The organism is Microbacterium sp. Beta, assembly GCF_005502545.1.
GTDB classification, from domain to species: Bacteria; Actinomycetota; Actinomycetes; order Actinomycetales; family Microbacteriaceae; genus Microbacterium; species Microbacterium oxydans.
Genome location: NZ_SCOG01000007.1, coordinates 101,748 through 121,697 on the forward strand (window position 1 = coordinate 101,748; position 19,950 = coordinate 121,697).

A 19,950-nucleotide genomic window follows, 5' to 3' on the forward strand; every position below is an offset into this window, starting at 1 on the left:
GCCTCAGTCTAGGGAGGCAGCCGCTCGCGCCCGGGGTCTTCCCATCCGCCACCGCGTACCCTGGAAGGTATGACCGAGACTCCCCGCACGCGCGAGACGCGCCCCGCAGCACCCGCGTCGTCGCGTTCGGGGGCCGTCCGCGAGACCAAGAAGCCGCAGGTGCGCCCTGCGACCGAGGGCTGGACGCAGCAGAAGGATGCCGAAGGGCGCCCGCTCCTGCAGTTCGCGAGCCCCAAGCGCGGGAAGCCCCCCGTGCACCTCGCCGACCTCACCCCGGCCGAGCGCATCGACAAGGTGAAGGAGCTCGGCCTGCCCGGCTTCCGTGCGAAGCAGCTCGCGACGCATTACTTCCGGCACTACACGTCGGACCCCGAGCAGATGACCGACCTCCCCGCGGACACCAGGGAGCAGCTCGTCGCCGGGATGCTGCCGCCGCTGCTCACCGAGGTGCGACGCCTCGAGACCGACCGCGGTGACACGATCAAGTTCCTGTGGCGCCTGCACGACGGGGCCCTGGTCGAATCGGTGCTCATGCGCTACCCCGGCCGCATCACGCTGTGCGTGTCGAGCCAGGCAGGCTGCGGCATGAACTGCCCCTTCTGCGCGACCGGACAGGCGGGACTGACCCGCAACATGTCGACCGCCGAGATCATCGAGCAGATCGTGCGGGCCAACCGGCTGATCGCCGAGGGTGGCCTGGGCGGCAAGAAGGCCGACGACCACAGCATGGAGCGTGTCTCGAACATCGTCTTCATGGGCATGGGTGAGCCGCTCGCCAACTACAAGCGCGTGATGGACGCCGTGCGCACGATGGTCGCCCCGCAGCCCGACGGCCTCGGCATGAGCGCTCGCGGCATCACGGTCTCGACCGTCGGCCTGGTACCGGCGATCAAGAAGCTCGCCGATGAGGGCATCCCGGTCACTTTCGCCCTCTCGCTGCACGCCCCGGACGACCATCTGCGCGACGAGCTCATCCCGGTGAACTCGCGGTGGAAGGTCGACGAGGCCCTCGACGCGGCCTACGACTACTACGCCAAGACGGGTCGTCGCGTCTCGATCGAGTACGCGCTGATCAAGGACATGAACGACCACGCCTGGCGTGCCGACCTGCTGGCGGACAAGCTCAACCAGCGTGGACGCGGGTGGGTGCACGTGAATCCGATCCCGCTCAACCCGACCCCCGGGTCCATCTGGACGTCGTCGGACAAGGACGTGACGGACGAGTTCGTGCGCAGGCTCAACGACGCCGGCATCCCGACGACCCTTCGCGACACCCGCGGCAAGGAGATCGACGGGGCGTGCGGTCAGCTCGTCGCGACGACCGAGGACGAGGCGGCTTCCGCCGCACTGGCCTGAGGCGCCGAGTCGGCCTGAGGCGTCGAGTCGGCCTGAGGCGTCGAGTCGGCCTGAGGGATGCCGTCGCGGCGTCCGTCAGCGGCGCCGAGTCGTTCGGCGCGGTCGAGCCACCGGGTGATGGTCGCGGGCGTCGCATCCTTGACGCCGAGCATGCGATGGGTGCGCACCGAGCGGATCCCGCAGAAGCGCATCGTTCCGCGGGCGACGTGGGTCTGCGCGGGCAGTCCCGTGAACGGTGCGAAGAACCAGGGCGTGTCCGCGAGCAGCAGCAGCCGGCCGTGCCGCGCAGGCAGCAGCCCGTCGGGGAGCCCGAGCTTGTTGTAGCGGTACTCCTGCTGCGGTAGCAGGGCCCTGTCGAAGAAGCCCTTGAGCAGCGCCGGGACGGAGCCCCACCACAGCGGCGTCGCGATGACCACGGTGTCGGCCTCCTGCAACGCACGCTTCGCGTCGACGAGGTCGGGCTCCAGCGTCATGCGCTCGCGGTAGCCGAAGCGCAGGCTCGGGTCGAAGTCGAGGTCGCGCAGGGCGAGTACGCGTGCGTCACCGTGCCCCGCCGCATAGCGCTGCGCGAGCGACGCGGTCAGGGAGCGGGCGTCGGGGTGGCCGTCGATCACGAGAGCGGGCATGGCTGATTCCTATCTGGACAGTGTCAAGCTGGTGGACACTGTCAAGATAGGAGAGGATGTTGCTCATGTCAAGTTCGAAGGACGGCTATCACCACGGCGATCTCGCCCGTGCGCTCGAGGACGCGGCGATGCAGCTGCTGGAACGCATGCCCGCAGCCGAGATCAGCCTGCGCGAGGTCGCACGCGCCGCGAACGTGAGCCACAACGCCCCGTACCACCACTTCTCCGACCGGCTCGGACTGCTCAAGGCGATCGCCGAACGCAGCATGGCCGACCTCCTCGAACAGGTGCGTACGGCGACCGAGTCCGCGTCGACGCCCGAGGCCGCGCTCACCGCCGGCGGCGGCGCATACATCCGCTTCGCCGTCGAGCATCCGCATACGTTCGACGCGGTGTACGACCCCACGGTCTGCATCCCCGGCTCGCCCACGGCCACGATGGCCCCGCTGATCGACGGACTCGAAGCCGTGCTCGCCCAGGCAGCCGTCGGCGCCGGCCTCGATCGTCCGACCGATGCGGTGGCGCTGTGGGGACTGATCCACGGGCTGGGCACCCTCGCCGCCGCCGGCCACTTCACCCTCGACGCGGCACTCGAGACGTACGCTGCCGCGCTTGACCGGCTGCTCTGACGCCGCTCCGGTCGCGATATGACACCCGAATGGCCGCAGATGGCTGGAATATCGCGACGGGAGCAGCCAACCTGAGAGGCCGCAAAGGACTCTTCCACGTTTTCCACAGGCGATCTTTCGTAGATTGTTCGAATGCCCTATTCCGCCCATCGACCGGGTCGTTACGACTCGCAGGGTCGGATCATCCTCGACAGCGAACCCGACGCCGTCACGGATGACCTCGACTTCCTGCGCGAGTTCGAGCCCACCGGACCCGAAGACGCCGCCCGAGACGCGTCCTCGTCCGAGGCGACCCCGATCGCCGACGCCGTCACCGCAGAAGAGACCGCAGAGCCCGCCCCGGACGCATCCGCTCCGGTGAAGCCAGCGCGTGCGCCCCGTGTCCGCCGGCCCCGCAAGAAGCGCGAACCCCGCGCTCCCGGCTCGCGCGCTCGCACCCTCGCGATCCTCGGCGGTGCGGAGGGCGAGATCCTCGACCGTGTCCCCGGTGAGACGCCCCGCTTCGTGCAGATGTTCTTCGTGCTCGCAGGCACCGCTCTGGTGTCCGCGATCTCGATGCTGTTCGCCCTGACCACCGGCGTGCAGGCGGCGGTCTGGCTGGCCGTGCCGCTGGCGCTGGTCTGGGCGCTCATCATCTTCAACCTCGACCGCTTCCTCACCTCGACCATGAGCTCGACCAGGAATGTCTGGCGCCTCATCGGGCTCGCCATCCCGCGTGTGATCATGGCTGCGATCATCGGCTTCGTCGTGGCAGAGCCGCTCGTGCTGCAGATCTTCCACAACGACATCGCCCGCGAGGTCGCCTCCACCAACATCACCCAGTCGCAGTCCGACCAGGAGGCTCTCGAGTCCGGTCCGGAGAAGATCGCGCTCGACGCGGCCTCCGCCAAGGTCGCCGAGCTCGAGAACCAGGCGGCCACGGGCATCGTCGCAGGAACCGACTCCTCGTCGGCCACCGAGTCGGCGGCTCAGGCCACGGTCGATGACGTCACCGCGAAGATGACCGCCCAGCAGGCCGTGATCGATCAGGCTCGGGTGCTGTATCAGTGCGAGCTGACCGGTGAAGGCGCCGGCACTGTTCCCGGCTGCACCGGCGTCAATGGCCAGGGTGCCAGCTCCGATGCCGCCAAGGCCCAGCTCGCCGAAGCACAGCAGACCTACGACGCGCTCGCCGCACAGCTGCGCACCGCGAACGAGGAGCTCGCCGCCGCCGGCACCGCGGCCAAGGAGAACACCACCTCGTCCGAGGCGCAGAACCGTGAGCAGGCGAAGTCGCAGCTGCCGACGGCTCGTGACTCCTACGACCAGGCGCTCGCCGCGTACAACGCGCGAGCCGATGCCGTGGCGCAGGGCAACGCGGGAGCGGTCGGCCTGCTCAGCCAGATCAGTGGACTGAACCGACTCAGCGAGAAGGAGCCCACGATCCTGTGGGCGCACATCCTGATCGCGGCCCTGTTCTTCATGATCGAGCTGCTGCCGGTGCTGGTCAAGGTGCTCACGAGCTATGGCGACCCGAGTCTCTACGAGAAGGCCGCCGCGATCCGCAAGCAGGTCGCCCTCGACAAGGTGACGGCCGAGGGGTTCCGCGACCGTGCGCAGATCGTGACGGATCAATCCCAGGAGATACAGGCGGAGTCCGGTTCCGGCGAGCCGCAGACGCGCGCGGAACGTCGGGAGGCGGCCGAGGCGCAGGAGCGGGAACGGGCCGAGAAGCGCGCGCAGGCGCAGACGCTCGAGGAGCAGGAGCAGCTGGTTCGTCCGACGATCGGCTGAGCTGAGCCACGTGGCAGGGCGCCGGTCGGCTGGTGCTCAGAGGAGCTGAGGAATCCGCTCCGACATCGGTGGTGCCTGCTCTGGTTCGATGTCGCGGATCCGGGTGGTTCGGAGCGCCGGGTCGTCGGCGACGGCGACGGCGATGGAGCGGATCAGCGCCACGGTGGACGGTGTGCGTGCCCGGTGCGCTCCGGTGATCGGCGTCTCGATCGCCGGAAGCGCCGCGTTCGCCGTGTCGGTCTCGCCGGACGACCACATCCGCATCCCGTTCACCGCGCCCGACGATGTGCTGGAGGAGGGCATCCGCCGGCTCGGTGGGGCGTGGCGTGAGTATCGGGAGACTCTCGGGATGCGTTCCTAGGATGACCCGCATGACACGGATGCAGCGCCGGACTCTGTGGATCTCGATCGTCGGCGCGCTCGCCGTCCTCGCCTACGCCGCGTTCGCCGCCGTGCAGATCCTCGTGCTCAACCCGCTCGCCGCAGCTCCCGGTCGAACGCTCGACGAGATTCGTTTCGCGATGTCGGAAGCCGGGGAGAGCCTGATGCCGGGCCAGGCTCTTCTCGTCCTCGGCATCGGCGTCGCACTCGCCGTGGTGCTCGCGGTCGTCGCGGTCCGCACGGGCGCGCACCCGCTCGTCCCCGTGATGGGATTCCTGGCCTTGCTGATGCTCGGTGCGATCGGCTACTTCGCGGCCTCGTTCGGTGCCGGCATGGGGCTCGCCGACGCCTTCGGTATCAGCGGCGGCGACTACTCGCCCTGGGCTGTGCCGCTCTATGTCGTGAGTGTGCTCTCGGGGATCGTGCTCGTCGCTGTGGGGGCCGTGGTCTCCGCGCGCCGAAGCGGTGCCGCAGCGCCCGACTGAGGCCGTCCGCCTCCATCCGGCCCCGCCGGCGCGGGCAGCCAGTAGCGTTGGTCCATGGTCAACTATCGCTATCTCGGCAACAGTGGTCTCAAGGTATCGGAGATCACCTACGGCAACTGGGTCACGCACGCATCGCAGGTCGAGGACGACGCCGCGGTCAAGACCGTGCACGCCGCCCTGGACGCCGGCATCACCACCTTCGACACTGCGGACACCTACGCGAACACGGCGGCCGAGGTCGTGCTCGGCAAGGCCCTGGAGGGTCAGCGTCGCGAAGGGCTGGAGATCTTCACCAAGGTCTACTTCCCGACCGGGCCCAAGGGTCCGAACGACACCGGCCTGAGCCGCAAGCACATCTTCGAGTCGATCAACGGTTCGCTGACGCGTCTCGGCACCGACTACGTCGACCTCTACCAGGCGCACCGCTTCGACTACGAGACCCCGCTCGAGGAGACGTTCCAGGCCTTCGCCGACGTGGTCCGTCAGGGCAAGGCGCTCTACATCGGCGTCTCGGAGTGGACCGCGGAGCAGCTGCGTGAAGGGCACGCGCTGGCGAAGCAGCTCGGCATCCAGCTCATCTCCAATCAGCCGCAGTACTCGATGCTGTGGCGGGTCATCGAGGGCAAGGTCGTCCCGGCGTCTGAGGAGCTCGGCATCTCGCAGATCGTCTGGTCGCCGATGGCGCAGGGTGTGCTGAGCGGAAAGTACCTGCCGGGTCAGCCGGTGCCCGAGGGCTCTCGGGCGACCGACCCGCACAGCGGCGCCGACTTCATCAAGAGCTTCCTGCAGGACGACATCCTCACCGCGGTGCAGCGCCTCAAGCCGATCGCGGAGCAGGCGGGGCTGTCGATGCCGCAGCTCGCGATCGCGTGGGTGCTGCAGAACCCGAACGTGGCGGCGGCCCTCGTCGGCGCCTCCCGTCCGGAGCAGCTCGCCGAGACCGTCAAGGCCTCCGGTGTGAAGCTCGACGCCGACACGATGACCGCGATCGACGAGGCTCTCGGCGACACGGTCAACCGCGACGCCGAGAACACCTACTCGGTCTCACCGAAGTCCCGGCTCGTCTGACTTCCTGATCCAGACGCCGAGACCCATCGGAAACACCGAGACCCACTCCCGCTGACGTGTGCGGGGGTGGGTCTCGGCGTTGGGGGTGGGTCTCGGCGCTGGGTTACTCCTTCACCGCGCCGGCGGTCAGGCCCTGGACGATCCAGCGGCTGGCGAGGGCGAACATCACCATCGTCGGGAGGATCGTCAGCACGGCCGCGGCGCTCATGGAGCCCCAGTCGATGTTGAACGTGGAGATGAAGCCGTTCAGCGCCGATGGCACGGTGCGGTTCGCGTCGGTGTTCATCAGCACGACCGACAGGAACAGCTCGTTCCAGCAGTTCACGAAGTTGAAGATGAACGCCGCGATGATGCCGGGGGTCATCACCGGCACGAGCACCCGGAACAGGGCGCCAAGGCGCGAGCAGCCGTCGATCATCGCCGCTTCTTCGAGCGCGTCGGGGACGTTCTCGAAGAAGCCCCGCAGCATGACCGTGGAGAACGGGATGCAGATCGCGATGTAGACGAGGATGAGCCCCGGCTTGGTGTCGACGAGGCCGAGGTCGGTCATCATCGAGTACAGCGGTCCGAGGGCGATGAACGCCGGGATCATCTGCGTCAACAGGAACGCGATGAGCACCGCCCCCTTGCCGCGGAACTCGAACCGCGCCAGCACGTAGGCGCTGAGCAGCGCGATGAGCGTCGCCACCGCGCCGGCCGACACCGCCACGATGGCCGAGTTCGCCAGGAACGTCCCGAACGAGCTCTTCTCGAACAGGCTCGTGAAGTTGTCCAGCGAGGGTTCGCTCGGCCAGTACTCGATCGGGAAGCGGTTGATGGTCCCCGGCGACTTGAACGCGGTGAGCGTGATCCAGTAAAGCGGGAACAGGGTGATCAACAGCCACAGCCCCAGGCCGACGACACGCACCACACCGCCCGCCGTGACACGGGGCTTCGGGCGCGGTGCGGCCTTCGGGTCGGGGACCGTGATGCGACGGGTCTCCGTGACCGAGGATCCGGTCCGGACGGATGAGGTGATGGTCATCGCTGCACTCTCCGCATCGCCATCAGGTAGAACGCGCAGAAGACCATGAGGAATGCCACGACGATGAGCCCGATGGCGCTCGCGATGCCGTAGTTGCCCTGCTGCGTGTAGTTGATCATCCAGGTCGTGATGATGTGGGTCTGGTTGGCCGGGCCGCCGTTCGTCATCGCGTAGATGATGTCGGGGAAGTTGAAGATCCAGATCACGCGCAGCAGGATCGTCAGCAGCAGCGTCATCGAGATGTACGGGATGATGATGGAGAACAGCTGCCGCACCTTGCCGGCGCCGTCCAGGCTCGCCGCCTCCAGCATCTCGTCCGGCACCGACTGCAGAGCTGCGAGGATCATGATCGCGAAGAAGGTCACGCCGTACCAGATGTTCGCGACGATCACGGCGAACATCGCGAGCTTCGGGTCGGCCAGCCACGGCAGCGGGGCGTCGATCAGGCCCGCTTTCATGAGCAGGTCGTTGACGACGCCGAACTCGGCGTTGAACATCCAGCGGAACAGCATGCCGATCAGGAAGCCGGACACCGCCCACGGGAAGAACACCAGCGCCTGGTAGAGCCCGCGGAAGCGGAAACGCTTGCGCAGCGCGAGCGCGATGAGGAAGCCGATCACGAGCTGCGGCACGAGCGAGCCGACCACCCAGAGCACCGAGTTCCAGGCGACGGTCGGGAAGGCGGGATCCCGGAACACGGCGAGGAAGTTGTCGAAACCCACGAACGGCGTCGACGTCAGGTCCCACAGGTTCCAGTCGTGAAAGGCCATGCGGGCGCCCTGCAGCATCGGCCAGTAGGTGAACCAGCAGACGAAGACGATCGCCGGCGCGAGGAACGCCAGCAGCGTGAGCGCCGTGCGACCCCGGAAGGGGCGGCGACGCGATGCCGGGGAGGCCCCGCCGGCCGGCTGCTGCGAAGCAGTGCCGACGGAGCCTCCCTCATGAGCGGTGCGGGCCACGGATCAACCCTTCTCCGCGGCGTACTTCTCGGTCCAGAACGCATCCCACGAGGCGAGGAGATCCTTCGTCGACATGTTGCCGAGCAGCACGTTCTGCACGTCCTGGTCGGACTTCTGGATCCACTCGGTCCACCAGCTGACCCCGCGCGGCTGGCGCACGTTGACGTAGGTCTCCGGGTCCTCGGTCATGGTGACGTAGCTGGTCCACGGGCCGGACGAGTAGAAGTCGTCATCTGCGGCGGAGGCGATGATGGGCACCAGGCTGTTGGCCTGCGCGAACTCGGTCGCGGGCTCGGCGGACGACAGGAACTCGACCAGCTTGACCGCCGCCTCCTTGTTCTCGCTGTTCTCCGCGACGCCCCAGCCGGCGACGGCGAGGGGCTGCGCGGCCTTGCCGGACGGGCCGACGAGCAGCGGGGCGGTGTCCCACTGGTCCTCGGTCAGCGACGAGTCCTGCACCGTCGCGATGACCTCCGGGTCCTGCAGGAGGAAGGCCGTTGTGCCGTTCGTGAACCCGGCGACCATCTCGGGGTAGCCCCACGACACGGCGGACGGCGGCGACGCCTCCTTGAAGAGGTCGAAGTAGTCGTCGACGGCATCCTGTGCCTCGGGAGCCGCGAAGATCGTCGAGCCGTCCTTCATGAGGAACGCGTCCTCCGTGTCGAGGCCGTCGATCGTGTAGGCCTCGATCGCCGCGACGACGTTGCTGTTCGCGTTCTGGCCGCCGCGGAAGGCGTACCCGTAGATGTTGTTCGACGGGTCCTGGATCGCCGACGCCTGCTCCAGCAGGTCCTTCCAGCTGTGCGGCGGGCCGTCGAAGCCGGCATCCTTCACGAGGTCGGTGCGGTAGAACAGCGACAGCCCGTAGAAGCCGTAGGGGACGAAGTAGCTCTTCCCGTCCTCCGCGACCGAGGCGGACTGCGCGTTCTCGGTCAGCGCGTCCCAGCCGTCCCACTTCTTCAGGTCGGGCCCGAGGTCGTACAGCCAGCCGTTGTTCGCGAACGGCCCGACGGTGATGTCGCGCACCTCGAGCACGTCGACGCCCTTGCCGGACTGCAGCATCTGCTGGATCTTCTGGTCGGCCTGCTCTGTGGGCGGGGAGACGAGGGTGACGGTGATCTTCGGGTTGGCCTTCTCGAAGTCGTCGAGCAGCCCGCGCAGCAGCTCCGTACGGGCGGGGTTGGTCAGGCTCTCGACCATCTGCAGCTGGACGGAGCCGTCGTCGGAGGGGCCGGAGCCTGCGGAGCAGCCGGTGAGTGCGAGGACGGCGACGGTGCCGAATCCCGCTGCGGTCGTCAAGATCTTGTTCTTCACGATGTGCCTCTCGATGGGGGTGGGGGTGGGTGTTGCGGTCGGGTGGACGGACGGTCGTACTCAGGGAAGGACGAGGGAGTCGGCCTGGCGGATGCCGGCGCGACGGAGGATCTGCGGGATGCAGCGTTCGACGAAGGCCTCGTAGTCGGATGCCTCGTTGTAGAGGTGTGCGGACAGTCGGAAGTAGCCGACGCCGCGGAAGCTCGTGAATGCCGTCTCGACACCGACCTCGTCGAGCAGATCCATCCGGAGCGCGTCGGCCTCCTCTCTCGTCGCGCCCAGGCCGAGCGGGAGGCGCACGAGGCGCATCGACGGCACAGGGGAGGGGAGGGGAGTGAGGGGGTCCTCGTCACTGTACGGGCGCAGAGCCTCGGCGATCAGTTCGGCGCCGGCGTCGGCGATCTCCGCCATCGCCGTGCGAGCCGCTGCCCACCCGAACTCGCTCTCGATGAAGTCGATGGCGGTCGGGGTGGCCAGGTACGTGGTGGCGTCGATCGTGCCCTGCGTGTCGAAGCGGGAGGGGTACGGCTCGCGCGCGGCCCAGGAGTCGATCAGCGGCCAGAGCTCATCGCGGTCGGGCGCCGTCGTGACCAGAAGAGCCGAGCCCCGCGGTGCGCACGGCCACTTGTGCATGTTGCCGAACCACCAGTCCCCGCCAGCGACAGCGGCCGCGTCGGGGACCAGGCCGGGGGCGTGAGCGCCGTCGACGAGGGTGCGCACGCCGTGTTCGGCTGCGGCGTCGGCGATACGTCGGGTGGGCAGGAGGCGGGCGGTCGGCGAGGTGATCTGGTCGACGACGATCAGTCGGGTACGCGGTGTGAGCTCGTCGGCGAAGAGCTGCACGATCTCGTCATCGGAGGCGAGCAGCGGCACCGCGACGGCGCGGACCGTCGCGCCGAAGCGCCGGGCGAGGCGTTCGGCGCCCATCGTGATCGCGCCGTACCCCTGATCGGTCACGAGGATCTCGTCGCCGGCGTCGAGTCGCAGGGCGTTGAAGACCACGGTCGCGGCGGCGGAGGCGTTGGGCACGAAGGCGCTGTCCTCGGCGCGGGCACCGATGAACGGGGCGGTGCGCTCGCGGGCCTCCTGCACGCGCTCCGCGATGCGCGGGAACCACTCGACGGGGCTGAGGTCCGCGCGGCGGCGTAGAGCGTCCTGCTGCGCGACGACGACGGACGGGACCGCGCCGAAGGACCCGTGGTTCAGGTGGATCACGGACGGGTCGAGGGGCCAGGCGTCGCGCGCTCGCATGCCGGAGGTCAGCGTGAGCGGTGCGGGGAACAGCGGTGCGGGCATCGGTCCTCATCGGTGAGTTCGGGCGAGTTGTTGCACAACTTTGCCACAGGGCTACCGATTCCGCCACAAAACTCCGGTGATGAAACATACTTGTCATACGAGTTTGCGGAAACATCGCTTTCCGACAGACTTCACGAAGAGCGGCGGAGTGTCTGGAGGACGACGATGAGCGCACTCGACACGGCGCTGCACGGGCTGCGGGCCTTGATCGCGGACGGCGCGCTGCGGCCGGGCGACCGGCTTCCCAGCGAGGGAGAGCTCTGCGAGACCCTCGGTGTCTCCCGCGGATCCCTGCGCGAGGCGATCCGTACCCTCGCCGCCCTCGGGGTGCTCGAGACGCGACACGGATCGGGCAGCTACGTCAGCGAGCTGCGCGCCGCCGACCTGATCGGCAGCCTCTCGCTCACCGTCGGACTGCTGCCGATGGCGGGCGTGCTCGAACTGACGGAGCTGCGCCGAGTGCTCGAACCCCACGCCGCTGCACTGGCCGCGGCGCGCATCGACGACGAGACGGTGGAGTCGCTGGACCGCGTGCTCGACGAGATCGAGGCGACCACCGACTTCGAGGCGCAGTCACGGCTCGATCACGAATTCCACATGGCGATCTCCGCGGTCGCGGGCAACGAGGCGCTGACCAGCCTCATCGACGTGCTGCGCTCGCGCTCCCGGGCGTATCGCATCTCCGACCCCGAGGATGCCGCGGAGCTCAAGATCCACTCCGATGCCGGGCACCGCGCCATCCTGCGCGGCCTGGCCGCCGCGGATCCGGTCGCTGCGAGTGCTGCGGCCTCCGCGCACGTCGCGTACACGGAGTACTGGGTGCGCAAGTACTCCGGACTCTGACCTCCCCGACACCCAGCGTCGAAACCCATCGTTGTCGCCCAGACCCACGCCCAGCGGCGGCTTTCACCGTGGGTCTCGGCGCGGACCGTGGGTCTCGGCGGGGAGGGGCGGGGATGAGCGGGAGACCTCAGCCGAGGGTGATGTCGACCTGGATCTCGGCGGCGATGCGCTCGAGGTCGGCGCGCAGGGCGTCGAGGTCGACGTCGGCCGGCACCTTCGCCGTGACCGACGCCTCGAACAGGCGCCCGCCCGCCATCGCGGCATCGCGCGTCTCGGTGGCGAGCTCCTCGATGCTCAGGGCGTGAGCGTTCAGCACGCCGGAGACCTCGCGCACGATGCCGGGTCGGTCGTTGCCGAGCACCTGGATCTCGAGCAGCCGATCGTCGGCGGCGGCTGCGTCCGGGCTGCCGGTGAGCACGGCGAGGGTGAGCAGCCCTTGACCCTGGAGGCCGCGGAGCGCCGACGTCAGCTCGGCCTCCTTGTCGTCAGCGACCGAGACCTCGATCACGCCCGCGAACGTGCCGGCGAGCTCGGCCAGCGAGCTGTTCTCCCAGTTGCCGCCGTGCGCATCCACGACATCGGCGACGGCGGCCACGAGGCCAGGACGGTCTGCACCCGCGACGGTGAGGATCAGAGTAGTCATGCGGCCAGCGTAGCCCGCAGCCTTCACTCGCCCCAGACGCCGGACTCCAGGAACCGCTCCAGCCGGGCGCGGTGCGGGGCGAGGTCCCAGCCCTGCGCGGCCACCCACTCGTCGGAGTAGTAGGTGTTGGCGTAGCGGACTCCGCTGTCGCAGATCAGGGTCACGACGCTGCCGGTCTCGTCCGCGGCACGCATCCGCGCGATGAGCTGGAACGCGCCGTAGAGGTTCGTGCCCGTCGACCCGCCGGCCCAGTGCAGGGTGCGTTCACGCAGCAGGCGGATCGCGGCGATCGACCCCGCATCGGGGACCTGGATCATCTCGTCGATCACGGTGGGCACGAACGACGCCTCGACGCGCGGGCGGCCGATGCCCTCGATGCGACTCGGGCGTCCGGCCGGCGGATCCACCGTGCCGGCCCATCCGTCGTAGAAGGCTGAACCCTCCGGGTCGACGACCGCGATCTTGGTGTCGTGCATCCGGTACTTCACGTAGCGGCCGAACGTGGCGCTGGTGCCTCCCGTGCCCGCACCCGTGACGATCCAGGTGGGGATGGGGTGGCGTTCCTGGGAGAGCTGGCTGAACACGCTCTCGGCGATGTTGTTGTTGCCGCGCCAATCGGTCGCGCGCTCCGCGAACGTGAACTGGTCGAGGTAGTGGCCGGTGCAGTCCGATGCGAGGCGCTGCGCCTCCGGCGACATGTCCTCCGCACGGTCGACGAAGTGGCAGGTGCCGCCGTAGAACTCGATGAGGTCGATCTTCTCCTGCACCGTCGAACGCGGCACGACGGTGATGAACTTCAGGCCCAGCATCCGGGCGAAGTACGCCTCGGAGACCGCGGTCGACCCACTCGACGATTCCACGAGCGTGGTGTCTTCGCGGATGCGTCCGTTCACCAGCCCGTAGAGGATGAGCGACCGCGCGAGGCGGTGTTTGAGGGAACCCGTCGGGTGCACCGACTCGTCCTTGAGGTACAGGTCGATGCCCCATTCGGGCGGCAGCGGGAACAGGTGCAGGTGCGTGTCGGCGCTGCGGTTGGCATCGGCTTCCAGCAGGGCGATCGCGGTGCTGGTCCAGTCGCTCATGCCCTCGAGACTACCGGGCGGTCAGCCGACCGTTCCGGCGCGCGAGGCCCCGCCCTCGCCGTCCACGTGCAGCAGCGAGGCCTGCGACTGCTCCTGCTGCAGCTGGAACTCGAAGCGCGACCGGTCGCCGCGGTGATACGCGATGAAGTACTCGATGGGCGTGCCGTCGGCGCTGCGGCTGATGCTGCGCAGACGCAGCAGGGCCGAACCAGCGCTGACGCCGAGATGCTGCGCCTGCTCGTGCGTGGCCACGGTCGCCTCCGCCGAGCGCACGCCGTGCGTCGCAACGATGTCGTTGTCGGCGAGCAGCCGGTACAGCGACGCCTCGGTCAGGTCGGCGCCGAGCGTCACCGAGCCCACGGCTTCGGGCATCCAGGTCGTCGAGAGCGACCACGGCTCGCCGTCGACGTGGCGCAGACGCTCCAGCACGACGACGGCAGAGCCGACGGGCACCTCCAGGGCGAGCGCGATCTCTTCATCCGCCGTCGTCCGCTCGTGGCGCAGCACGTCGCTGTGCACGTGGCCACCACGGCGCTCGACGTCGTCGTACAGGCCCACGAGGGTGTGCACCAGGCTCTCGCTGGTGCGGGGCCGGGAGACGAAGGTGCCCTTGCCCTTCACGCGCTCGACGAGCCCCTCATGTTCGAGCTGGGCGAGCGCTTGACGCACCACGGTGCGGGAGATGCCGTAGCGCTCGCACAGCCGGTGCTCGCCGGGGAGCGGATCGCCGGGCTGCAGGCCGTCGCGGGCGATGCCGTCGATGATCAGCTGGCGCAGCTGGTCGTACATGGGCGCGGCGGAATGCCGATCGATCGCGTCGTCGACGATGGCCATCAGTACGCCACCCCCGCGTGCAGGATCACGTTCGCGTAGGGGGTGAACTCCCCGGAGCGCACGAACGCGCGGGCGCCCTGGCTGAGCTTCTTGAAATCGACGTGCGGGATGAGCTCGATCTCGAAGCCCTCACCGGCGAACCGCTCCCGCAACGCCTCGAGCACTTCGGGACTCTGCTCCGCCACCTCGGCCGAGACGGTGGCGCCCTCGACCACCAGCTCGGCGAGCACGGTGTCGAGCACGTCGAGGAAGGCCGGAGCCCCCGGTCGATACGCCAGGTCGATGCGCTCAGAGCCCGGCGGGATGGGCAGGCCCGCATCGGTGACGACGATCAGGTCGGTGTGCCCGGTCTCGCTGATCACGCGGGAGAGCGCGGGGTTGATCGTGGTGGCGGTCTTTCGCATGGGTCTCCTCGGTTCTCCGGATGCGGGATCGCGGAGTTCAGCTCGCGACGGATGTGGTGGTGCGCTCGGCCAGGAATGCCTCGACCTCCGCGCGGTGGGGCAGGCTCGGCGATGCGCCCTGCTTGGTGACCGTGAGCGCGCCCGCCGCCGTTGCCAGCCGCACGGCGTCCTCCAGGCTGCTCCCGTTGGCGAGCGCTGCACCGAGATAGCCCGCGTAGGCGTCTCCCGCTGCTGTCGTGTCCACGGCGTCGACGGGGAACGGCGGGATCACGGCGGCGCCCTCCGCCGTCACGACGCATGACCCCTGGCCCGCGAGTGTGATGACCGCGGCGCCCACCCCCTGTGCGAGGAACCAGCGGCCGGCGCGCTCGGCCGAGTCCGCGTCCGTGACCTCGATGCCGCTGATCAGCGTCGCCTCGGTCTCGTTGGGGGTGACGATGTCGATGCTCCGCCAGATCTCGGCGTCGAGCTCGGCGGCCGGGGCGGGATCGAGGATGACCGTCATGCCGTGTTCGCGTCCCCGCGCGGTGATGTGCGCGGTGAGCGCAGAGGGGGTCTCGAGCTGCGTGAGCAGCACCGACGTGGTGGGAGCGAGAGCCGCGAGTGCATCGTCGATCTGTGCGGCACTCAAGGCCGCATTGGCCAGCGGCACCATCACGATGTCGTTCTGCGCCGAGGAGTCGACGCGGATGTGCGCCACACCGGTCGGGCCGGGAACCGTGCGCAGGTGCGCCAGGTCGACCCCGGCGGCCGTGAGCCCGTCGACGACGAGATCGTGGAAGAGGTCGTCGCCCACGCAGCCGACGAAGCTCGTCCGTGCCCCCGAGCGCCCGGCGGCGACGGCCTGGTTGGCACCCTTGCCTCCCAGCATGAGGGTGAACTCGTCGCCCAGGATGGTCTCGCCCCTGGCGGGGAGGCGTCCGGAGAAGGTGGTGACATCGGCCGTGACGCTTCCGACGATCACGACGCCGGTGCGATCCTGGGGGTGTGCGGGGGTCATCTCGCTCCTGATCTCCTTCGACGGCAGGCGTAGCCGACGCTTTGACAGACCGCGGTGGCTGTCATTACATTAGCCGAATCCGCACCTGTAACGACAGGTTGTCCGCGAGGAGACCCCGATGAACCCGATCGCGCCACGCCTGTACGTCGACAGTGCCGACGTCGACCGCGTCTCCCGCCTGCTCGCCGCCGGGGTGGTGCACGGCGTCACCACGAACCCGACGATCCTCGAGCGAGGCGGTCGCACCGCAGCCGACATCCCCGAGCTCTACGCCCGATGGGAGGCGGAAGGCGCGCGTGAGATCTTCTTCCAGACGTGGGGAGGCGACACGGACTCCTTCCTGCGCAATGCCGAGGGCATCCGCGCGCTGGGCGAACGGGTAGCGGTGAAGGTGCCGGCGACCACTGCGGGTTTCGCCGCGGCATCGAACCTCGTGCGCGACGGCGCGACCGTGCTCGTCACCGCGGTGTACTCGGTCGCGCAGGCGCTCGCGTGCGCCTCGATCGGCGCCCAGTACATCGCGCCCTACCTCGGTCGGATGCGCGACGCCGGCCTCGACGGCGACCACACCATCGCACGGATGCAGGAGGTGTGTGCGGGCAGCGACTCGAACGTGCTCGCCGCCTCGCTGCGTTCGGCCGACGACATCACGGGGCTGCGCCTGGCCGGAGTGCCGTACTTCACCGCAGCGCCCGACGTGCTGGACGAGGTGCTCTTCCACGAGGTGAGCGACAGCTCCGCCACCGAGTTCGACGCCGCGATGGTGCGCCTCGGCGCCTGAGCGACGCCCCGGAGCGGATCAGTTCGCCGCGGCCTGACGCAGCCAGCGCTCGACACCCGCGATGTGCGCGGTGGCGAGCGAGGTCGCGAGGGCGGAGTCGTGCTGGGCGATCGCGTCGGCGATGGCCCGGTGCTCCGACAGGGTGCGCTCGACCGCGCCGGCCTCCGTGAGACCGCGCCAGACCCGCGCACGCACGGTCTGGCTGCTCAGGTGCTCGATCAGGCTCGCGAGATACGCGTTGCCCGACATCGCGACGATCTCACGGTGGAAGCGGATGTCGTGGTCGACGAGCGCCTCGATCGTGACGGCCGCATCGACCGCGTCGACTTCGTCACGCAGCTCGGAGATCTGCTCCTCGGTGCCGAGCGTGGCCGCCAACCCCGTCGCCTGCGACTCCAGCATCCGACGGACCGCGAAGATCTCGAGCATCGAATCGTCGTCGTGCATGTCGACGACGAACGAGATCGCCTCCAGCAGCAGGTGAGGTTCGAGGCTCGTGACATAGGTGCCGTCGCCTCGTCGCACGTCCAGCACCCGGATGACCTCGAGCGCCTTGACCGCCTCGCGCATGGAGTTGCGGGAGAGGCCGAGCCGTTCGGACAGCTCCTTCTCCGGGGGGAGCCGATCGCCCGGGGCGAGTTCGCCCGCCACGATCATCGCCTTGATCTTCTCGATCGCCTCGTCGGTGACTGCCATGGCGTCATCCTAGCGATTGATCGGATGTCTCCGGCAGGATGGGAGCCATGCGTGTTCTCGATTCACATCTGCACCTCTGGGATCCGGAGGCCCTGACCTACACGTGGCTCGACGGGCCGCTCTCAGGACGCTTCGCCGGGGCGGAGCTGGAGCGTGCCCGTGTGGCGCGTGCGGAGACCGAGCGGTCGATCTTCGTGCAGGCGGAGACCGTCGAAGACGACTTCCTCGACGAGGTGCGCTGGGTCGAGGAGCTCGCCCCCGCGGCGGGCGTGATCGGGATCGTGGCCGGCATCCGTCTGGATCGGGGTACCGACACGGTGTTGCACCTGGAGAGTCTCGCGGCGGAGCCTCTCGTCGTCGGCGTGCGTCACCTCCTGCAGGACGGCCCTGACGGGTTGGCCCTCTCCGCCGCATTCGTGACCGGAGCGCGGGAGGTGGCTCGGCGCGACCTGGCCTTCGACGCCTGCGTCCGTGCTGAGCAGCTGCCCGAGGTGGCGCGTCTCGCGGCAGCGATCCCCGAGCTGCGGATCGTGCTCGACCACCTCGGCAAGCCGGCGGTCGGCACGGCTGCTGCGCCGCTCGCGCCCTCAGCCGAATGGGTGCGCGACCTGACGGAGGTGGCGGGCCACGCGAACGCGTTCTGCAAGCTCTCCGGTCTGCAGGCGGAGGCAGGGGGAGACTGGGCGGCGGAGCAGCTGGTGCCGTTCCTCGACGTGGCCGCCGATGCCTTCGGCGTCGAGCGCCTGATGTGGGGGAGCGATTGGCCCGTCTCGGCGATCGGTCCGGCCGAGTCCGCTGCGCCCGACGCACCCGAGCGCGAGAAGGTGGCCTACCAGTCCACGGCACGATCGCGCGGGGCCGATGTCGTCATCGCGTGGGCGGAGGCGCGCGGCCACGATGTCGACGCCCTGTTCTGGCGCAACGCCGAGCGGTTCTACCGGATCGACGCCTCGGCCTGAGGGTTTCGAATCGCGCAACCGGTCCGATCCATGCTTCGGATATCCAGAGTGCGGATGGAACCAGTTGCGCGATTCGAAAGCGGGCGAGGGGCTACTCCGCGCGCAGGCGCAGCTGGGCCATGCCGCCGTCGACCTCGATGAAGGTTCCGGTGGTGGAGCCGGCTGACGGGCCCACGAGGTAGGCGACCGCCGCAGCGACCTCGTCGGGGCTGACCAGGCGTCCGTGGGGCTGGCGCGCTTCGAGGGCGGCGCGCTCCGCGGCGGGATCGGTGGCCGAGTCGAGAAGTCGCCCCACCCATGGGGTGTCTGCCGTTCCCGGGTTGACGGCGTTCACGCGGATGCCTTCGCGCAGGTGATCGGCGGCCATCGCACGGGTGAGGGCTGAGACCGCACCCTTCGACGCACTGTAGAGCGCGCGCTGCGGCAGGCCGGTGGTCGAGGCGATGGAAGCCGTGTTGCAGACCGCGGCCGCCGGCGACTTCCGCAGCCAGGGCAGGGCGGCAGACGTGACGCGGGCGATGCCGGTCACGTTGACCGAGAGCACTCGGGCCCACTCGTCGTCGTCGTTCGCGGCGATGTCGCCCTGCGCGCCGATACCGGCGTTGTTCACGACGATGTCGATGCGTCCGAACTTCTCGCCGACGGCAGCCACAGCGGCGTCGACGCTCGCGCGGTCGGAGACGTCGGCCGTGAAGGCGGCGAAGGCGGGGTCGGCCGTGGCGGTGTCGCGATCGAGCACCGCGATCGTCGCTCCGTCGGCGTGCAGGCGCTGTGCGATCGCCGCGCCGATTCCGGATGCTCCGCCGGTGACGATCGCCACCAGCCCGTTCAATGCGCTCATTTCCGGGCCTCCCATGCCACGAACTCCTGTCGCTGACGACCGAGGCCGTCGATCTCGATCTCGACCACGTCGCCCGCGGCCAGGTAGGGGTACTTGCCCGACAGTGCGACACCCTGCGGGGTGCCGGTGAGGATCAGGTCGCCGGGCTCGAGCGTCACGTACTGCGACAGGTGGTGCACGATCTGCTCGACCGTGAAGATCATGTCGCTCGTGTTCGAGTCCTGCCGCGGCTCGCCGTTCACGAAGCTGCGCAGGCCGAGCGCCTGGTGGTCGACCTCGTCGGGGGTGACCAGCCAGGGTCCGGTCGGATTGAAGCCGGCGGCGATCTTGCCCTTCGACCACTGCCCCCCGGAGACCGCCATCTGGAAGTCGCGCTCGGACACGTCGTTCGCGGCGACGAAGCCGGCCACGTGCGCCATCGACTCCTCCGGCGAGTCGAGGTACGCGGTGCGGGTGCCGATCACGATGCCGAGCTCGACCTCCCAGTCGGTCTTCTCGCTGCCGCGGGGGATCGTCACCGTGTCGTCAGGGCCGACGACCGTGTTCGGCGTCTTGAGGAAAAGGATCGGGATGGTGGGCGGCTCCGATCCCGACTCGGCCGCGTGGGCTGCGTAGTTCATGCCGATGCAGATCACGGCGCTCGGCCGTGCGATCGGGGCGCCGACGCGCAGGGAGGAGGCATCCGCGAGCTCGGGGAGCTCTCCGGCATCGCGGGCGGCGGTGACGCGGGAGCCGAAGTCGCTCTCGAGGAAGGCTCCGTCCACATCGGATGTTACGGGGCGGAGGTCGAGGTATCGGTCGCCCTCCACGAGGACGGGGATCTCATTCCCGGGGGTGCCGAGCCGCGCGAACTTCATGTTTCTCCTGATCGGTCGGGAGGCCGCGACGAGGCGGCCGGTCTCGTTGACAGTATAGACATCGGATGTTTACACTCCAAGAGATCCGCACGGAGAAAT

At 69.0% G+C, this 19,950-nt stretch carries 22 protein-coding genes; 9 read left to right on the forward strand and 13 right to left on the reverse strand.

What is annotated here, in order from left to right:
- Positions 1-69: 69 nt before the first annotated feature.
- Positions 70-1,356, forward strand: a complete 1,287-nt coding sequence (rlmN, locus tag FFS56_RS09350) for a 23S rRNA (adenine(2503)-C(2))-methyltransferase RlmN (protein ID WP_058631673.1) — start codon at positions 70-72, stop codon at positions 1,354-1,356.
- Here the strand turns inward: rlmN and FFS56_RS09355 are convergent.
- On the reverse strand, positions 1,305-1,982 hold the full coding sequence (locus tag FFS56_RS09355; protein WP_046747511.1) for an NAD(P)H-dependent oxidoreductase: 678 nt from the start codon (positions 1,980-1,982) through the stop codon (positions 1,305-1,307). The genes rlmN and FFS56_RS09355 overlap by 52 nt on opposite strands.
- A 65-nt stretch (positions 1,983-2,047) precedes the next feature.
- Here FFS56_RS09355 and FFS56_RS09360 point away from each other — a divergent pair, with 65 nt between their 5' ends.
- The 5 genes from FFS56_RS09360 to FFS56_RS09380 all read left to right on the forward strand — a co-directional run bounded on the left by FFS56_RS09360 (position 2,048) and on the right by FFS56_RS09380 (position 6,318).
- Positions 2,048-2,611 (forward strand): TetR/AcrR family transcriptional regulator, encoded by a 564-nt coding sequence (locus tag FFS56_RS09360; protein ID WP_127012724.1) that lies wholly within the window; start codon positions 2,048-2,050, stop codon positions 2,609-2,611.
- A gap of 132 nt (positions 2,612-2,743) precedes the next feature.
- Positions 2,744-4,384, forward strand: a complete 1,641-nt coding sequence (locus FFS56_RS09365; RefSeq protein ID WP_058631671.1) for a DUF4407 domain-containing protein — start codon at positions 2,744-2,746, stop codon at positions 4,382-4,384.
- An 88-nt stretch (positions 4,385-4,472) separates the two neighbouring features.
- Positions 4,473-4,745: a hypothetical protein gene (locus FFS56_RS20675; RefSeq protein ID WP_212742669.1), complete on the forward strand. Its 273-nt coding sequence runs from the start codon at positions 4,473-4,475 to the stop codon at positions 4,743-4,745.
- Between the two features lie 10 nt (positions 4,746-4,755).
- Positions 4,756-5,250 carry a hypothetical protein gene (locus FFS56_RS09375; protein WP_233437337.1) on the forward strand — a complete coding sequence of 165 codons (495 nt, stop codon included), beginning with the start codon at positions 4,756-4,758 and terminating at the stop codon, positions 5,248-5,250.
- 54 nt (positions 5,251-5,304) lie between these two features.
- Complete coding sequence (locus FFS56_RS09380; RefSeq protein WP_046747514.1) at positions 5,305-6,318, forward strand: aldo/keto reductase family protein; 1,014 nt, start codon at positions 5,305-5,307, stop codon at positions 6,316-6,318.
- 103 nt (positions 6,319-6,421) lie between these two features.
- Here FFS56_RS09380 and FFS56_RS09385 read toward each other — a convergent pair whose 3' ends face one another.
- Genes FFS56_RS09385 through FFS56_RS09400 form a run of 4 tightly spaced genes read right to left on the reverse strand, consistent with a single transcriptional unit; the run spans position 6,422 to position 10,911 of the window.
- Positions 6,422-7,342, reverse strand: coding sequence for a carbohydrate ABC transporter permease (locus tag FFS56_RS09385; protein ID WP_197077676.1), 921 nt, complete (start codon positions 7,340-7,342; stop codon positions 6,422-6,424).
- A complete protein-coding gene (locus FFS56_RS09390; protein WP_046747515.1) occupies positions 7,339-8,301 on the reverse strand; it encodes a sugar ABC transporter permease in 963 nt (320 codons plus the stop codon). The genes FFS56_RS09385 and FFS56_RS09390 overlap by 4 nt, the downstream gene beginning before the upstream one ends.
- A gap of 3 nt (positions 8,302-8,304) precedes the next feature.
- Complete coding sequence (locus tag FFS56_RS09395) at positions 8,305-9,615, reverse strand: sugar ABC transporter substrate-binding protein (protein WP_046747516.1); 1,311 nt, start codon at positions 9,613-9,615, stop codon at positions 8,305-8,307.
- A 60-nt stretch (positions 9,616-9,675) separates the two neighbouring features.
- Positions 9,676-10,911, reverse strand: coding sequence for an aminotransferase class V-fold PLP-dependent enzyme (locus tag FFS56_RS09400; protein ID WP_046747517.1), 1,236 nt, complete (start codon positions 10,909-10,911; stop codon positions 9,676-9,678).
- Positions 10,912-11,076: 165 nt separating this feature from the next.
- Between FFS56_RS09400 and FFS56_RS09405 the strand changes: the two genes are divergently transcribed.
- Positions 11,077-11,754, forward strand: a complete 678-nt coding sequence (locus FFS56_RS09405; RefSeq protein ID WP_046747518.1) for an FCD domain-containing protein — start codon at positions 11,077-11,079, stop codon at positions 11,752-11,754.
- 127 nt (positions 11,755-11,881) lie between these two features.
- Here the strand turns inward: FFS56_RS09405 and FFS56_RS09410 are convergent, their stop codons facing one another.
- From FFS56_RS09410 to FFS56_RS09430, 5 genes are read right to left on the reverse strand one after another with little or no spacing between them, the layout of a single operon-like run.
- Positions 11,882-12,397 carry an ACT domain-containing protein gene (locus tag FFS56_RS09410; protein ID WP_046747674.1) on the reverse strand — a complete coding sequence of 172 codons (516 nt, stop codon included), beginning with the start codon at positions 12,395-12,397 and terminating at the stop codon, positions 11,882-11,884.
- Between the two features lie 23 nt (positions 12,398-12,420).
- Entirely contained in the window at positions 12,421-13,479 is a 1,059-nt protein-coding gene (locus tag FFS56_RS09415) for a PLP-dependent cysteine synthase family protein (RefSeq protein ID WP_127012723.1), read from the reverse strand.
- A 21-nt stretch (positions 13,480-13,500) separates the two neighbouring features.
- The gene (locus FFS56_RS09420; RefSeq protein ID WP_046747520.1) at positions 13,501-14,313 is read right to left on the reverse strand and encodes a GntR family transcriptional regulator; all 813 of its coding nucleotides are present in this window, start codon (positions 14,311-14,313) and stop codon (positions 13,501-13,503) included.
- Positions 14,313-14,717 carry a D-ribose pyranase gene (gene rbsD, locus FFS56_RS09425; protein ID WP_113681631.1) on the reverse strand — a complete coding sequence of 135 codons (405 nt, stop codon included), beginning with the start codon at positions 14,715-14,717 and terminating at the stop codon, positions 14,313-14,315. The genes FFS56_RS09420 and rbsD overlap by 1 nt, the downstream gene beginning before the upstream one ends.
- 37 nt (positions 14,718-14,754) lie before the next feature.
- The gene (locus FFS56_RS09430) at positions 14,755-15,717 is read right to left on the reverse strand and encodes a ribokinase (protein ID WP_046747522.1); all 963 of its coding nucleotides are present in this window, start codon (positions 15,715-15,717) and stop codon (positions 14,755-14,757) included.
- 118 nt (positions 15,718-15,835) lie between these two features.
- Between FFS56_RS09430 and FFS56_RS09435 the strand changes: the two genes are divergently transcribed.
- The gene (locus tag FFS56_RS09435) at positions 15,836-16,498 is read left to right on the forward strand and encodes a transaldolase family protein (protein WP_058633092.1); all 663 of its coding nucleotides are present in this window, start codon (positions 15,836-15,838) and stop codon (positions 16,496-16,498) included.
- Positions 16,499-16,516: 18 nt separating this feature from the next.
- Here FFS56_RS09435 and FFS56_RS09440 read toward each other — a convergent pair whose 3' ends face one another.
- Positions 16,517-17,194 carry a FadR/GntR family transcriptional regulator gene (locus tag FFS56_RS09440; protein ID WP_046747524.1) on the reverse strand — a complete coding sequence of 226 codons (678 nt, stop codon included), beginning with the start codon at positions 17,192-17,194 and terminating at the stop codon, positions 16,517-16,519.
- A 47-nt stretch (positions 17,195-17,241) separates the two neighbouring features.
- Here FFS56_RS09440 and FFS56_RS09445 point away from each other — a divergent pair, with 47 nt between their 5' ends.
- On the forward strand, positions 17,242-18,153 hold the full coding sequence (locus FFS56_RS09445; RefSeq protein ID WP_137772125.1) for an amidohydrolase family protein: 912 nt from the start codon (positions 17,242-17,244) through the stop codon (positions 18,151-18,153).
- 91 nt (positions 18,154-18,244) lie between these two features.
- On the opposite strand, the gene FFS56_RS09450 is transcribed toward FFS56_RS09445, so the two are convergent.
- A complete protein-coding gene (locus FFS56_RS09450; protein WP_046747526.1) occupies positions 18,245-18,994 on the reverse strand; it encodes an SDR family oxidoreductase in 750 nt (249 codons plus the stop codon).
- Positions 18,991-19,851 (reverse strand): fumarylacetoacetate hydrolase family protein, encoded by an 861-nt coding sequence (locus FFS56_RS09455; RefSeq protein ID WP_046747527.1) that lies wholly within the window; start codon positions 19,849-19,851, stop codon positions 18,991-18,993. The genes FFS56_RS09450 and FFS56_RS09455 overlap by 4 nt, the downstream gene beginning before the upstream one ends.
- Positions 19,852-19,950 lie beyond the last annotated feature (99 nt).

Excerpts from the sequence above, each read along its gene's own strand:
- FFS56_RS09355 (WP_046747511.1), bottom strand. The coding sequence starts at position 1,982 with ATGCCCGCTCTCGTGATCGACGGCCACCCCGACGCCCGCTCCCTGACC.
- FFS56_RS09360 (WP_127012724.1), top strand. The coding sequence starts at position 2,048 with ATGTCAAGTTCGAAGGACGGCTATCACCACGGCGATCTCGCCCGTGCG.
- FFS56_RS09400 (WP_046747517.1), bottom strand. The coding sequence starts at position 10,911 with ATGCCCGCACCGCTGTTCCCCGCACCGCTCACGCTGACCTCCGGCATG.
- FFS56_RS09405 (WP_046747518.1), top strand. The coding sequence starts at position 11,077 with ATGAGCGCACTCGACACGGCGCTGCACGGGCTGCGGGCCTTGATCGCG.
- FFS56_RS09430 (WP_046747522.1), bottom strand. The coding sequence starts at position 15,717 with ATGACCCCCGCACACCCCCAGGATCGCACCGGCGTCGTGATCGTCGGA.
- FFS56_RS09410 (WP_046747674.1), bottom strand. The coding sequence starts at position 12,397 with ATGACTACTCTGATCCTCACCGTCGCGGGTGCAGACCGTCCTGGCCTC.
- FFS56_RS09420 (WP_046747520.1), bottom strand. The coding sequence starts at position 14,313 with ATGGCCATCGTCGACGACGCGATCGATCGGCATTCCGCCGCGCCCATG.
- FFS56_RS20675 (WP_212742669.1), top strand. The coding sequence starts at position 4,473 with ATGTCGCGGATCCGGGTGGTTCGGAGCGCCGGGTCGTCGGCGACGGCG.
- FFS56_RS09435 (WP_058633092.1), top strand. The coding sequence starts at position 15,836 with ATGAACCCGATCGCGCCACGCCTGTACGTCGACAGTGCCGACGTCGAC.
- FFS56_RS09440 (WP_046747524.1), bottom strand. The coding sequence starts at position 17,194 with ATGGCAGTCACCGACGAGGCGATCGAGAAGATCAAGGCGATGATCGTG.
- FFS56_RS09385 (WP_197077676.1), bottom strand. The coding sequence starts at position 7,342 with ATGACCATCACCTCATCCGTCCGGACCGGATCCTCGGTCACGGAGACC.
- rlmN (WP_058631673.1), top strand. The coding sequence starts at position 70 with ATGACCGAGACTCCCCGCACGCGCGAGACGCGCCCCGCAGCACCCGCG.
- FFS56_RS09375 (WP_233437337.1), top strand. The coding sequence starts at position 4,756 with ATGACACGGATGCAGCGCCGGACTCTGTGGATCTCGATCGTCGGCGCG.
- FFS56_RS09415 (WP_127012723.1), bottom strand. The coding sequence starts at position 13,479 with ATGAGCGACTGGACCAGCACCGCGATCGCCCTGCTGGAAGCCGATGCC.
- FFS56_RS09365 (WP_058631671.1), top strand. The coding sequence starts at position 2,744 with ATGCCCTATTCCGCCCATCGACCGGGTCGTTACGACTCGCAGGGTCGG.
- FFS56_RS09455 (WP_046747527.1), bottom strand. The coding sequence starts at position 19,851 with ATGAAGTTCGCGCGGCTCGGCACCCCCGGGAATGAGATCCCCGTCCTC.
- FFS56_RS09450 (WP_046747526.1), bottom strand. The coding sequence starts at position 18,994 with ATGAGCGCATTGAACGGGCTGGTGGCGATCGTCACCGGCGGAGCATCC.
- FFS56_RS09445 (WP_137772125.1), top strand. The coding sequence starts at position 17,242 with ATGCGTGTTCTCGATTCACATCTGCACCTCTGGGATCCGGAGGCCCTG.
- rbsD (WP_113681631.1), bottom strand. The coding sequence starts at position 14,717 with ATGCGAAAGACCGCCACCACGATCAACCCCGCGCTCTCCCGCGTGATC.
- FFS56_RS09380 (WP_046747514.1), top strand. The coding sequence starts at position 5,305 with ATGGTCAACTATCGCTATCTCGGCAACAGTGGTCTCAAGGTATCGGAG.